Genomic DNA, 14,094 nt, shown 5'->3' with positions numbered 1-14,094 from the left:
TGTTATTTTAATTACAAATCAAATCCAAGATTTACTCCAAGTTTATTGGCAATCAACTTATTGATTCGTTGTTTAAGTTGAGGTATTTTTACACTTTCCAGTACATTATTGGCAAAAGCGTACATTAATAATGCTCTTGCTTCTTTTTCACCTATCCCTCGAGATCTCATATAGAACAAAGCTTGCTCATCTAATTGACCGATGGTACAACCGTGAGAACATTTTACATCATCCGCAAAAATCTCTAGCTGAGGTTTAGAATTAATAGTTGCTTTATCACTTAATAAAATATTATTATTAGATTGAAAAGCATTGGTTTTTTGAGCCTCTTTGTTTACAATGATTTTACCATTAAATACTCCCGTTGCTCTTTCATCGAAAATACCTTTATAATCCTGATGGCTTTCGCAATTAGGCTCAGTATGGTGCACTAATGTATTGTGATCCACATGTTGCTTACCTTCTATAATAGTAACTCCATTAAGGATAGAATCAATTCCTTCTCCTTTCTGATAGAAATTTAAATTATTTCTGGTCACATTTCCTCCAAAAGCAAAGGTATGCACTGATGCTACACTCTGCGCTTGTTGCTCAATATATGTATTGTCAATCAGCGAAGCATTTTCATTGTCATTCTGGATTTTGTAGTAATCTACAAAGGCTCGCTTATCAGCAAAAATCTCTGTAACCGAGTTTGTTAAAACTGGATTAGCAGTCAAACTTTGATGACGTTCAATAATCTGTACATGTGAATTTTCTTCAACTACAATAAGATTACGAGGTTGTAGAAGTTGTGTTGATTCTTTTCCTGTAGAAAAATGAATGATTTGTATTGGCTTGTCTGCTTGTTTATTCTTAGAGATATAAATATAAGCTCCTTCTTTAGAAAAAGCGGTATTTAAAGAAGTAAGACCGTCTTCAGGAGCAATTTTATTAAAATAATTGTCAATAATAGGCTTGTACTTTTCATGACTCAGCGCCGAAGACATTAAACAAACATCAATCTTGTCGTGAGTAGTTTCTGATAAATGGGAAGAATATTTACCATCAATAAATACAATTTTATAAGTGTCTAGATCGTAAAGGAAGTATTTTTTTACATCTTTAAATTCTAGTGCATTTTCTTCTTTTGGAAAAATACTATAATCATGCTTCAAAATAGCATTTAGTGAAGTATACTTCCAAGCTTCTTCCTTTTTAGTAGGGAAGCCCTTTTCTTCAAATACTTTTATAGCTTGACTTCTGATATCATGAACAGGAGCATCTACATCTACTGTGTTTTCAAAAGCAAGAAAAGAAGATATTAATTTTTCTTTCAGCTCCATAACTATGCGTTTATCTCTTCTTTAATCCAATCGTATCCTTTTTCTTCTAATTCTAAAGCTAATTCTTTAGTTCCCGACTTTACTATTTTTCCATCATATAAAACGTGTACAAAATCAGGTACTATATGCTCCAATAAACGCTGATAGTGAGTAATTACAATAACAGCATTGTCTTTACTTTTTAGTTTGTTTACACCATTAGCTACAATACGTAAAGCATCAATATCTAATCCCGAATCTGTTTCATCCAAAATAGCCAATTTAGGCTCCATCATCGCCATCTGGAATATTTCATTACGTTTTTTCTCTCCACCAGAGAACCCTTGGTTAAGAGAACGAGATAAAAATTTACGATCGATATCTAATAATTCAGATTTTTCTCGAATTTTCTTCAGCATATCCTTTGCAGGCATTTCCTCTAGTCCTTGTGCCTTTCTTGTTTCATTAATTGCTGTTTTCATAAAGTTAGTAACAGTAACTCCAGGAATTTCTACAGGATATTGAAACGAAAGAAAAACGCCTTTATGAGCTCTTTCCTCTGCTGCTAATTCTTCTATATCTTCACCATTTAAAAGAATGTTACCTTCTGTCACTTCATATTCTTCTTTTCCCGCAATAATACTGGCTAATGTACTTTTTCCAGCACCGTTTGGACCCATTATTGCGTGAACTTCTCCAGCTTTTACATTTAGGTTAAGACCTTTTAAGATCTCCTTATCTTCAACGCTAGCGTGTAAATCCTTAATTTCTAACATCTTGTGTTTTTATTTCTTTTTTAAATAAATTTTTAGTGATTGTGACCTTCATGTCCTGCTCCACTTGATTCTTGTATAGAATCCGAAGACTTTATTTTTGTTGGTAATTCTGAAGTTGGCTCACTTACACCAACAATTTCTTTTATTTCAACTACTTCTGGCCAACCATCTTCTGTGTTTTCTTTTATGATACCTTTGATCACTACAGGTACCATATCATATTCTTCTCGTTGCAATGGTTTTATTTTTTTATTTAATTCATTGGCCATATCATCGATGATTACACCATAAATAAAATCTTTACCTTTAATAACACCTGCATTGTCAATTAATATGAACTCTCCACGAATTAGAGATGGTTCAGTATCAGATGATTTTTTAGTATCGTTTTTGCACGATATGATAGATAAACTAAGGACAAGTATTATAAAAAAATTCTTCATATTAATTTAAAAATTGAGGAGCCTTTGGCATTTTGGAAAAATCAGATAATTCGTGTTGTATGTAAACTTTTGCGTTCTTTTCTTTTACAAACTGTTCGAATAGTACCATACTTTTTTCTGACAAAGGGATATCATGGTTAAACTGAGGTATTATTTTATCGTTTCTATTTTTGGTAAAGTGATACATATCACCAGATAGTAGCGTAGGTCCATGATTAGGAAGATCTACAAATAAAACCTGATGTCCAGGTGTGTGACCTGGCAATGATTTAATAATTACCGTGCCATCATTAAATACATCGTGATCACCATTTAGTTTTTTTACATTGGCAAGCGTATTAAATGAATCGGGAGCATAAAAACCATTGGTTTTAATTTCTTCTCCTTGAGCGTAATCATATTCTGGAGTTTGTACTAGCCAAAGCGCATCAGAAAAGTTATTAGCTGCACCAGTGTGATCAAAATGTATATGCGAAAAAGCAATATAGTTTACTTGATCATTAGATACACCAATGGATGTTAATTGATTAGTAATTGAATCTTTTCTGGAAATTGTAAATGCACCATCAGGAGTTGTATACGCGGGATTACCAATAAGACCTTCTGGTAATCCAGTGTCCCATAGCAAAATTCCTTTAGGGTGCTTAACTAAATAAAAAGCATTTCCTAATTGAAGAGAATCGCCTTTATATGTATCTCCTTGCGCGAAAAGATTTAGATTATTTACACCGATATCTCCTCCATCAAAGGTATATAATTTAATTTCTGGTTTAGTAACAGTTTCAATTTCTGATGATTCTTCAGTTACTTCTTGTTTTTTAGCTTCTTTACAAGAAAGTATGCTAGTAGCAACAAGTATGGAGAAAATTAGTTTTTTCATTAATGTTTTAGGTTTTAATGAGTCGTTAGTAATCATAAAACTATCCTACAGAACCTTCCAAAGAAATTTCTAAAAGCTTTTGAGCCTCTACAGCAAATTCCATTGGTAATTTATTTAATACTTCTTTACTAAAACCGTTAACGATTAAAGCGATCGCTTTTTCTGTATCAATACCTCTTTGATTACAGTAAAAGATTTGATCTTCTCCGATCTTGCTTGTGGTAGCCTCGTGTTCTATCTGAGCAGTTTTATTCTTTGCTTCAATATATGGAAACGTGTGTGCGCCACATTCATTGCCCATAAGTAAAGAATCACATTGAGAAAAATTTCTTGCGTTAGTTGCTCTGCTATTAATTTGTACTAATCCGCGATAACTATTTTGGGATTTTCCTGCAGAAATACCTTTGGATATAATTGTACTTTTAGTATTCTTACCAAGGTGAATCATTTTAGTTCCCGTATCCGCTTGCTGATAATTATTAGTAACAGCAATAGAGTAAAATTCACCTACAGAATTATCTCCTTTAAGTATACAGGAAGGATATTTCCATGTTACGGCAGAACCTGTTTCTACTTGTGTCCAAGAAATTTTTGCATTAGATTCGCAAATACCTCGCTTGGTAACAAAATTGAATACACCACCTTTTCCTTCTGCATTACCAGGATACCAGTTTTGTACAGTAGAATATTTAATTTCAGAATCATCCAGCGCTATTAATTCTACAACTGCAGCGTGTAATTGATTTTCATCTCTTGATGGGGCTGTACATCCTTCTAGATAACTTACATAACTGCCTTCATCAGCAATTACCAAAGTACGCTCGAATTGACCTGTACCAGCTTGGTTAATCCTAAAATATGTAGATAATTCCATGGGACATCTTACACCCTTTGGAATATAGCAAAAAGAACCATCACTAAACACGGCTGAGTTTAAGGCTGCGTAAAAATTATCTTTTTGCGGAACAACAGAACCGATATATTTTTTTACAAGTTCAGGGTGTTCTTGTATTGCTTCAGAAATAGGGCAAAAAATAATACCTTTTTCACCAAGCGTTTCTTTAAAGGTAGTTGCTACAGAAACAGAGTCCATAACAATGTCCACAGCTACACCAGCTAATTTTTTTTGTTCATCCAGAGATATCCCAAGCCTTTTGAATGTATCCAATAATTCTGGATCTACTTCATCAAGGCTGTCATATTTTGGTTTGCTACTAGGAGCAGAATAATAGGCGATATCTTGAAAACTGGGTTTTTCATAATTTACATTTGCCCATTCTGGTTCTTCCATCTGTTCCCAAATACGGAATGCCTCGAGTCTCCAGTCTGTCATCCATTTTGGTTCATTTTTTTTCTTAGAAATCGCACGAACAATATCTTCATTTAGGCCAACAGGAAACGTATCAGATTCTATATCAGTATAAAATCCATACTCATATTCCTTGGTTTCTAATTCTTTTTTTAAGTCGTCTTCAGTATATGCCATATCACTAAATCCTACGTTTGACTTTAGGATCTTTTTTTAATTTTTTAAAGGGAAAAACTTTCTCCGCAACCGCAGGTTCTATTAGCGTTGGGGTTATTAAAAACGAAACCGGTTCCATTAAGTCCACCAGAATATTCTAAGGTAGTACCAATTAGATATAAAAAACTTTTCTTATCGACAATTATTTTTACACCATTGTCTTCAAAAACTTTATCTCCGTCTTCCTGAGCTTTATCAAATTTTAAGTCATATGATAAACCGGAACAACCTCCACTTTTAACACCTACACGAACGTAGTCTAAAGTAGCGTCATAACCGTCATCACTCATCAATTCTACGACTTTCTTTTTAGCTGTGTCTGATACTTTAATCATACTAATATAAAATAGATTAATTCTAAATTGAATGCAAATATACTACATATGTAGGTTTTAATTACATAACCTAACATTTATCTAACATATATTAGAATAGGGATAAACTATGATGAATTTTGGAAAAGAATGTTAGAATTCAGAAAAACGAGTATCATTCACAAAATCATCGTCTGTAAGTGTTTTTAAAAAGGAGATAATTTGTTGTTTTTCTTCTTCAGTCATAGAAATTCCCAGAATAGTACCATCGGTATTTTTGAAAACAGGATCTAATGTTTCAGAATCTACCATGCCATCACTGTAATGATCCAACACATCTTGTAGTGTTTTTAATCTTCCATCATGCATATATGGAAAGGTTAATTCGATATTTCTAAGTGTAGGAACCTTGAATTTGTATAGATCAGAAGTTAGACCAGTTACTCGGTTTCGGCCGATATCGTTATATTCTGGATCAATAGCTAACCCATTATTTCGATACGATTGATCGGTAAATAATGTTCCTGCGTGACAAGACGCACATTTAGATGTAAACAACTCAAATCCCGCTGCTTCATTCGCGGTAAAAACAGAACCTTCGTTTCTTTCAATTTTGTCATACTTAGAGTTAGACGAAATCATCATGATCATAAACTGTGATAATGCTTTAAGTAGATTTTCAGAATTGATTTTCTGATCTTCAAATGCTTCTCTAAATAGTGTTACATATTCTGGTTGTTCTTCAAGTTTTTTAAGAATACTACTAAAAGATTCATTCATTTCTACTTCTGCGGTGATCGGTATAATTGGTTGTAAATCTAAGTGTATCGCAGCGCCATCCCAGGTAAACTCATTCATAAAGGCTAGATTATGAAGCGGTTGTGCATTCCGTGTGCCAAGCGCTCCGTCTACTCCATGACTTACGATATGTGTATGATGCGTAAAAGCGAAATCCTGAATATGACAGAACCCACAAGAAATCACACCGTCAGAAGATAAACGACCGTCATAGAATAGTTTTTTACCTAATTCAAAACCTTTTTCTGTAGGTGGGTTAAGGGTTACGTTATAGCTCGGCTCTGGGAAATTAGAGGGTATAGTAAAGGCTAATTCTGGATTTTGAGAAATAGGTACATAATCTTCTTTGTCGGAACCACACGCGACTCCGAAAATAATTAAGACTATGTAACCTATATTTTTTACCATTTAATTAGAAGCATTATTTATTGCAAACATAGTACTTATATTTTCTGCCAATATTGGGGCATTTACCGGATCCACCTGAACATCACTTTTTTGCTCTAATGAATATGTATTTGTGCTGTCAAAAATTTTAGCAACATCCGTTTCAATGGACAGGTTGGATGTAGTTTGATCACCAATTGTAAGTGTATTGGATATATCTAATGTAATTTCTTTATAGTTATCTAATACTGTTCCGTGACTTCCTATATGTAATAGAAAATCACTACTGGTACCTCCTTGAGGAGTAAAAGAGCCTTCGAACTTTACAAATTTATATCCAGCAGACCATGACCAAAGCATGCCACTTTCTTCTGCAGTAGGAATGAAATTTGTTACTCCATTAAGAGGGTAGTTAGATTGATCCACTCCAACTCCAAATCTAATTTTAGTATAAACACCTGCGTCTATATCATCTAAAGTAATTTGTTTGCTAGAAGAAACTTCTTCATTAATCAAAAAGTAACTATCTGCAACTGGATATATAAACTCTTCGCCGTTTTCTTTTATCAAAACAATATTACTAATGATATATTTTAATTCAGAAACAGTATAAGTTTCGTTACTCATATTAGTATAGAATCCAGCATTTAGGGTTATAAGATCTGAACCTGCCTTGTTAATGAAATCGACATTTAATGCTCCAAATTTAGCATCATCATCATCTTTACAAGATGTTATCACTATTAGTGTGATTAGTAATATTAAGAACTTTTTCATGCTTATTTATATTTTATAATTATAACGTCTTTACCTCCTCGATTATTAGGAACATCTATATCATTACTCTCAGAACTACCAGCAACAATGATTTTTTTATCTCTAGTTTCTATACATCCTACTGCGAATTCAGACAAGCTTCCTCCTGCGGTTGATTTCCAGGTGACATCTCCATTATTATCTATTATAATATTCCAGATATCACTTTGACCTTGATTTTCATTCACATCTCCAGTATTACTTCTGGAGTTACCAGTGATAATAAAACCTCCATCTTGCGTTTTATGAATACCTCTTCCGGTATCGAACTCGGTTCCACCTAATGATTTTTCCCAAATGAGATTCCCATTGCCATCAATTTGGATCATCCAGAGGTCCGCATTTCCTTTAGCTTCAGAAATATCTCCATCATTACTTCTGGAGTCTCCTACAATAACATATTTTCCATTGCCTGTGGTTGCTATAGCATATCCGACATCAATTTCTGAACCTCCATAAGATTTTTCCCAAACTTTGGTTCCTTCGGTATTTACCTTTACTACCCAAAAATCATAACTTCCATTACTATTTGTGATATCAAAGTCATCACTTTCTGAAGACCCGATCATTAGAAACCCATTATCCTCAGTTTGTACAACATCATAGCTTCGATCGTTGTTCGTTCCACCAAAATAACGCCTCCATTCTTTTTCGCCTGCAGCATTTAATTTAATTCCCCAAAACTCTCCAACTCCATGTTTTTGAAAATCATCATTACCTTCTCCATTACTAGCGGATACATCCAGAAATCCAGTTATAAAATATCCATTGTCATTGGTTTGAACAATTGAAAAAGCACGATCAAGTCCAGGAAATCCAAAAGATTTTTCCCACTGTATTTCTCCAACCGCGTTAATTTTTACAATCCAATAATCTTGCAAGCCTTCATTAGTACTAACATCTCCATCATTACTTCTGCTGTATCCAACCAAAGCATAGCCTCCATCATTGGTTTTAATTATTTTCTGACCTCTATCGTCTCCTGTACCTCCATAGGTTTTACTCCAGATAATAGTTCCATTATCAGACATCTTTACTACCCAAAAGTCACTATCAGTGGCTGTTTTATCGGTAATATCGCCATCGGTACTTTGGGTATAACCAAAAACAACATACCCTCCATCTTCGGATTCTACGATGGATAAAGCGTCGTCTTCTCCACTACCACCAAAGGTTTTGATCCAATCAACTTCGCCCTGGAACCCTTCTTCAGGGTTGGTAGGAGAGGGAGAAGTTGTGTTATCATCACTGCTACAAGCTACAATACTTAGAACAATAAAAATTAATAAGGATTTGTAAAAAAACTTTGATTTGCACATTTTTTATTATTCAATATTAAACTATCTTTTTATTAAACGTTTGGTAATCTGATTATCATTATTAAATACCTTTAGAAGGTAAATTCCAGGATTCAAACTTGAGACGTCTATTGTTTTGGTAACGTTTCCTTTACTTATCAATTGTCCAGTAATAGATATAATCTCATAGGATGCTGTTTGATCCATATTTAAAAATACTTCTAAGACTTGTCCAAATACTGGATTGGGATATATTTTCAACGCCATTATATCTTCATCTTCATCCCCAAAAACAGGAATGATATTAGAGGTTACTAACTGTACATTATCGGATCTTCCGCAAGAGCCTTCATAGATTTTTACAGAAGAGAAATCTGAGTTATTACCAGAACCACTATCATTATCATTGATAAATACCAATCGATCCATTGTTCCGGTGTAGAAACTTCCTACAGGGATTACATACTTTATAAAATTATTGCCAGAATAGTTGTCATAATTGATAATACCGTAATTCTGTGTACCATGTACTTTGAAATATCTTGTGGAAGTCAGGCTATTATCATTTTCAAAACCAACAGCGTGAATTTCTCCTTGAGATGAGCTTCTGAATTCAAATTCAATTACAGTATTGGGAGTAACCGTATAGTTATAAGGAATATATTTCCAAGTATTATTGGTTAAAGATAGCGTTGTTCCAGTATTATTTACAACAAAATCACCAGCTGAGTCCTGATTGGAGAACGGAGTGATCTGAAAATCTCTAAAATCGATACCATCACATGTAGGAGGAGGAGTATCGCCATCTGCAATATTAACATTGTCTATGGCAATATCACTTTGCCACCCTTGAGAACCACTTCCTGTTACTACACTAAACCGTAATTGTACACTTGCTTCTCCTGAATAGGAGGATAAATCTATTGTTTCAGTATTCCAGTTACTTCCTTGAGCCCCATTCCTGCTAAAAACAGATGACCAATTTCCTTGACTACTAGTTCTTGCTTCAACTGTTAAACTGTTAATAGCACTTCCTAACATGTGATACTGAAATGTAAAACTTGGGGATGCAAGATTCGTGAAATCTAAACAAGGAGAATTTAAAATCGCATTTTTGTTTGGGAAGCCTGTTCCATTACCGGAAGCTTCTACATATATATAGGTATTGCCATCCGCAGCAGATGCTGGTCCTGTTCCACTTGAAGGAGTACTTCCCGAATTTCTAGTCCAATTAAGGTCGTCGCCAGATGCATTTTGCCAAGATCCAAAACCAGATTCAAAACTTTCATTGAACGGAAAAGAAGCCACTACTGATGCGCAATCATCGCCTCCGCCATCTCCAGGCTCACTTTTCCTAACTAAGAAAAAACCTCCCTCTATATCGCTTATTACTATATTTCCACTATCAAAATAAGGATATACATTCCAAACACCATTAAATGAAGCACTATTACTTGAAGAATATGTATCAAAGAAACCTACTTCGGTCATGTTTTTGTTTCCTATATCAGAAATATCTATCACCCTAATACCTGCACGATAATTAGCGAGATAAAAAAGATTATCTTTTACATACCCATTATGATCTATAGCAGGTGTAGGTCCATTATATATCATATGTTGCTGCGGGTTATCTAAATTCTGAAAATCAAATATTATAGTCCTTGTATTAAAACCTACTCCCTGTTCATCGGTTTCATCGCCTAGTATAAAATATCGTTGATCTTCTGTAAACCAACCTTGATGTGTATATCCGATATCAGAATATTTTATAGTTGCTATTGTAGTAGGATTAGATTTATTCGTTATATCCGCAATTACGACTTCGATTTCATTACTACCGATAAGAATTTCTCTTCCAGTATAATCAGTATCTGGTCCACTATATGTTACTACTTGAGCATCGTGAGTGTACGCACGTTGTCCACCTGATAGAAATCCACCAGCATTTACCGGGTTTTTAGGGTCTTGGATATTTATAAAAAGAGGACCTCCTCTATAGGTTCCAGAGTTTCTCTGAGCTCCAACAACATAGGCATAACCAGTATCTTCGTTTATTACAATATTATGTGCATTACCAAACTCAGTATATCGAGTATCTGCTGTAAAAGTTGCAGGAGGATTAGAAACATTACGCAATCTAGTAAGGTCAAAGACTTGCATTCCATGACCTGAAGCTTCACTTACGATAAAAGCATGATCACTATAGACTTTTACATCTCTCCAAGAACTATTGCTAGTTGCAGTTGGTAATTTACCAAGATAGATAGGGTTGGTAGGGTTAGATATATCTATAAATGCGGTACCATTATTTAAACCAATAATTGCATACTCTTTAGATGTTTGAGGATCTGTCCATCCCCAACTGTCATTTCCAGCGCCAGCGTTCATTTGAGAAAGTGAGATTCTAGACATAAGATCGTAATCTTTACATGGATAAGACCCGGCAAATCCGTTTGTACAAGGTGTTTGACTTTGGCAAATAATTGTAAATACCAAAAAGCAAAAAGCTAAGGCTAGTTTTTTCATGAGTTTGTGTAATTTTGTAGTTAGTTTAAACTAGTTCTTGAAAACTAGCGTATTACACAAAATTAGTTTAAAAAATCCCAAACTCATTCCTAACTTTCCGCACTCTTTTGCTGGTTTAACCGCCTTATAATCAATATTTAATTGTTTTTTGATATATATTCTATTAATAATTGTTGAGTCATTAAACCAGGGATACAATTAAGGTCTAACTTTCAACAAAAATTAGACATCAGTTTATAACTAATTTTTTTGTTGCATCGTTTATTCTAATTAAATAAATTCCAGGCGCATATTCTAAATTAATAGTTATGTTATTAGCATTGTCAAATTTGGTAATTTCTCTCATTTTCTTTCCAAGAATATTAAATACTTCTATTTTTTCTAAAGGAGACTCGTTTCCCGAGTTAACTGTAACGCTTGATTTTGTAGGGTTAGGAAACATGGCAAAATCAGATTTGTTTGTAAAATCATTTACACTTAATGTATTACTTTGTCTAACGAGTAAAAAACCTGAGTTAATATCACTGATTACAATATTTCCACTATCAAAATATGGATATACATTCCAAGCACCACCACCACCAGCATTATTACTTGAAGGAAAGCTGTCGAAATACCCTATTTCCGAAATATTTTTATTTGCAATATCTGAAATGTCAATAACACGTAACCCAGCTCTATAATTAGCCATATAGAACTTATTTCCTTTTACGTATCCATTATGATCTATTGCAGCCGTAGGACCAGTATAATTCATATGAAATATTGGATTGTCAAGATCATTAAAATCAAAAATAATTGTTCTAGTATTAAAGCCTACTGCACTTTCATCACCTTCATCACCTAGTAAAAAATACCGTTGATCTTCAGTAAACCAACCTTGATGTGTATAAGCCACATCAGAATAACTAATAGTAGCTATTGTCACTGGGTTTGCTTTATCTGTAATATCGGCAATCACTACTTCAATTTCATTACTTCCTATTAAAATTTCACGACCTGTATAATCTGTGTCTGGGCCGTTATAGATTATAGCTTGTGCATCATGACTATAAGCTTCCCCTCCTGTGGAGAGAAAACCACCTGCATCAACCGGGTTTTTAGGATCGCGAATATCGATGAATAAAGGCCCTCCTTGATATGTTCCGGATCTGCTGGTACCTACAGCATACGCGAATCCAGAATCTTCATTAATAACGATATTATGAGCACTACCAAAACCAGTATATCTATTATCGGCTGTAAATGTTTCAGGAGTGTTGGTTACATTTCGTAATCGGGTTAAATCAAACACCTGCATACCATGATTAGATGCTTCACTTACTATAAATGCGTGGTTTTCATATACTTTTACGTCTCTCCAAGAACTACTAGATGTGGCTGTTGGTACTTTTCCTAAGTATATAGGATTAATAGAATTAGAAACATCAATAAAAGCAGTTCCATTATTCAAAGCAATAATTGCATATTCTTTTCCATTTGTAGGATCGGTCCAACCCCAACTGTCATTAGCAGATCCAGCCCCCATAGTTGCTAAAGAAATCTGGGATAAAAGATCGTAGTCATTACAAGGAAATGAAGCTGCCATTCCATTATCACACAATGTTTGAGATTGCAAAATAAATGACGAAAAAATTAAGCTAAGTAGAATTATTTTTTTCATTGGTTGAGTTTTTTAAGAATATAGTTAATAGGGATTTATGTAATAATTGTATGGTTTGTTAAGGAGTACTTTCTTTTACTAATATGAATCCAGAGCCAATATCACTGATCACTATATTCCCACTTTCAAAATAAGGGTAAACGTTCCAGGCACCACTAAAACCAGCATCATCATTAGAAGGGAAAGTATCAAAAAAGGCAACTTCACTCATAGTGCTAGAGGCAATATCAGAGATATCAATAATTCTAATACCTGCTCTATAGTTGGCTAAGTAAAATTTATTCCCTTTTACATATCCATTATGGTCAATCGATGGGGTTGGACCGGTATAGTTCATGTGAAACTTTGGATTGTCAAGGTCTTCAAAATCAAAGACAATCGTTCTGGTATTAAAACCTATACGTTGTTCATCAAGTTCATCTCCCAACAAGAAAAATCGTTGATCTTCTGTAAACCAACCTTGATGAGTGTATCCAACATTAGCGTAATTGATAGTGGAGATTGTTTTTGGATCGTTTTTATCAGTGATATCCGCGATTACAATTTCTATCTGATTACTTCCTATTAATATTTCTTTGCCGGTATAATCAGTATCAGGTCCATTATAAGTAACAACTTGAGCATCGTGACTATAGTCATCACCACCATCAGAAATAAAGCCACCAGCTGCTATAGGGTTCAGAGGGTCTTGGATATTTACAAAATGTGGTCCGCCACCAAATGTAGACGTTCCTACACCATATGCAAAACCGGTATCTTCATTAATTACAATATTATGTGCATTACCAAAACCTGTATACCGTGCATCTGCGGTAAATGTTTCAGGTGGATTACTAACGTTTCTTAATCGAGTTAAATCAAAAACTTGCATTCCATGACCAACAGCTTCACTAACTATAAAAGCATGATTTTCATATACTTTAGCATCACGCCAAGAGCTATTTTGTGTAGCAGTAGGAAGTTTTCCTAAATATATTGGAGTTTCGGGATTAGAAATATCAATAAAAGCTGTTCCGTTATTAAGACACATAATGACATACTCTTTACCATCACTGTCTGTCCATCCCCAGCTATCATTTCCTCCTGTGGCTCCCATTTCTGCAAGGGATATAGAAGATACGAAGTCAATTCCACAACTAGGATAAATCCCTCCTGAAATTACAGTAGTACATTCGCTGATGGGATTGTTGTTATTGTTTTCGTCATCATTACTACAACTAATAATAGACAAACAGATCAAAACACATATTATAGTACTAAGATATTTTTTCATGCTTGGTGTATTTGAATTAATTATTAGGTTGTAAGAATACATATATATAACAGTTAACCTAGGGAATACCCTAAAAATCCATAGTTTA

General features: G+C 34.2%; 12 protein-coding genes. All 12 read right to left on the bottom strand.

What is annotated here, in order from left to right:
• Positions 1–11: 11 nt before the first annotated feature.
• Positions 12–1,325 carry a Fe-S cluster assembly protein SufD gene (sufD, locus tag Q0975_RS09825; protein ID WP_299435779.1) on the bottom strand — a complete coding sequence of 438 codons (1,314 nt, stop codon included), beginning with the start codon at positions 1,323–1,325 and terminating at the stop codon, positions 12–14.
• 2 nt (positions 1,326–1,327) lie between these two features.
• Complete coding sequence (sufC, locus tag Q0975_RS09820; RefSeq protein WP_299435778.1) at positions 1,328–2,080, bottom strand: Fe-S cluster assembly ATPase SufC; 753 nt, start codon at positions 2,078–2,080, stop codon at positions 1,328–1,330.
• Between the two features lie 32 nt (positions 2,081–2,112).
• Complete coding sequence (locus tag Q0975_RS09815) at positions 2,113–2,523, bottom strand: hypothetical protein (protein ID WP_299435777.1); 411 nt, start codon at positions 2,521–2,523, stop codon at positions 2,113–2,115.
• A 1-nt stretch (position 2,524) separates the two neighbouring features.
• The gene (locus tag Q0975_RS09810) at positions 2,525–3,403 is read right to left on the bottom strand and encodes an N-acyl homoserine lactonase family protein (protein ID WP_299435776.1); all 879 of its coding nucleotides are present in this window, start codon (positions 3,401–3,403) and stop codon (positions 2,525–2,527) included.
• 40 nt (positions 3,404–3,443) lie between these two features.
• On the bottom strand, positions 3,444–4,889 hold the full coding sequence (gene sufB / locus Q0975_RS09805) for a Fe-S cluster assembly protein SufB (RefSeq protein ID WP_299435775.1): 1,446 nt from the start codon (positions 4,887–4,889) through the stop codon (positions 3,444–3,446).
• Between the two features lie 44 nt (positions 4,890–4,933).
• Entirely contained in the window at positions 4,934–5,263 is a 330-nt protein-coding gene (locus tag Q0975_RS09800; protein ID WP_299435773.1) for an iron-sulfur cluster assembly accessory protein, read from the bottom strand.
• A 132-nt stretch (positions 5,264–5,395) separates the two neighbouring features.
• Positions 5,396–6,448, bottom strand: a complete 1,053-nt coding sequence (locus Q0975_RS09795; protein ID WP_299435771.1) for a cytochrome c peroxidase — start codon at positions 6,446–6,448, stop codon at positions 5,396–5,398.
• Entirely contained in the window at positions 6,449–7,204 is a 756-nt protein-coding gene (locus Q0975_RS09790; protein WP_299435769.1) for an MbnP family protein, read from the bottom strand. It lies immediately after the preceding gene.
• A gap of 2 nt (positions 7,205–7,206) precedes the next feature.
• Positions 7,207–8,562, bottom strand: coding sequence for a hypothetical protein (locus Q0975_RS09785; RefSeq protein ID WP_299435767.1), 1,356 nt, complete (start codon positions 8,560–8,562; stop codon positions 7,207–7,209).
• Positions 8,563–8,583: 21 nt separating this feature from the next.
• Entirely contained in the window at positions 8,584–11,070 is a 2,487-nt protein-coding gene (locus Q0975_RS28510; protein WP_366888506.1) for a choice-of-anchor B family protein, read from the bottom strand.
• Between the two features lie 229 nt (positions 11,071–11,299).
• The gene (locus Q0975_RS09770; protein WP_299435765.1) at positions 11,300–12,733 is read right to left on the bottom strand and encodes a choice-of-anchor B family protein; all 1,434 of its coding nucleotides are present in this window, start codon (positions 12,731–12,733) and stop codon (positions 11,300–11,302) included.
• Between the two features lie 58 nt (positions 12,734–12,791).
• Positions 12,792–14,006, bottom strand: a complete 1,215-nt coding sequence (locus Q0975_RS09765; protein ID WP_299435763.1) for a choice-of-anchor B family protein — start codon at positions 14,004–14,006, stop codon at positions 12,792–12,794.
• Positions 14,007–14,094 lie beyond the last annotated feature (88 nt).

Source organism: uncultured Aquimarina sp., assembly GCF_947500065.1.
Taxonomy (GTDB): domain Bacteria; phylum Bacteroidota; class Bacteroidia; order Flavobacteriales; family Flavobacteriaceae; genus Aquimarina.
The sequence above is the reverse complement of the archived record's forward strand: the minus strand, read 5'-3'. Positions and strand labels throughout refer to the sequence as shown.

Coding starts and splice junctions, on each gene's coding strand:
- sufD (WP_299435779.1), bottom strand. CDS start 1,325: ATGGAGCTGAAAGAAAAATTAATATCTTCTTTTCTTGCTTTTGAAAAC.
- sufC (WP_299435778.1), bottom strand. CDS start 2,080: ATGTTAGAAATTAAGGATTTACACGCTAGCGTTGAAGATAAGGAGATC.
- Q0975_RS09815 (WP_299435777.1), bottom strand. CDS start 2,523: ATGAAGAATTTTTTTATAATACTTGTCCTTAGTTTATCTATCATATCG.
- Q0975_RS09810 (WP_299435776.1), bottom strand. CDS start 3,403: ATGAAAAAACTAATTTTCTCCATACTTGTTGCTACTAGCATACTTTCT.
- sufB (WP_299435775.1), bottom strand. CDS start 4,889: ATGGCATATACTGAAGACGACTTAAAAAAAGAATTAGAAACCAAGGAA.
- Q0975_RS09800 (WP_299435773.1), bottom strand. CDS start 5,263: ATGATTAAAGTATCAGACACAGCTAAAAAGAAAGTCGTAGAATTGATG.
- Q0975_RS09795 (WP_299435771.1), bottom strand. CDS start 6,448: ATGGTAAAAAATATAGGTTACATAGTCTTAATTATTTTCGGAGTCGCG.
- Q0975_RS09790 (WP_299435769.1), bottom strand. CDS start 7,204: ATGAAAAAGTTCTTAATATTACTAATCACACTAATAGTGATAACATCT.
- Q0975_RS09785 (WP_299435767.1), bottom strand. CDS start 8,562: ATGTGCAAATCAAAGTTTTTTTACAAATCCTTATTAATTTTTATTGTT.
- Q0975_RS28510 (WP_366888506.1), bottom strand. CDS start 11,070: ATGAAAAAACTAGCCTTAGCTTTTTGCTTTTTGGTATTTACAATTATT.
- Q0975_RS09770 (WP_299435765.1), bottom strand. CDS start 12,733: ATGAAAAAAATAATTCTACTTAGCTTAATTTTTTCGTCATTTATTTTG.
- Q0975_RS09765 (WP_299435763.1), bottom strand. CDS start 14,006: ATGAAAAAATATCTTAGTACTATAATATGTGTTTTGATCTGTTTGTCT.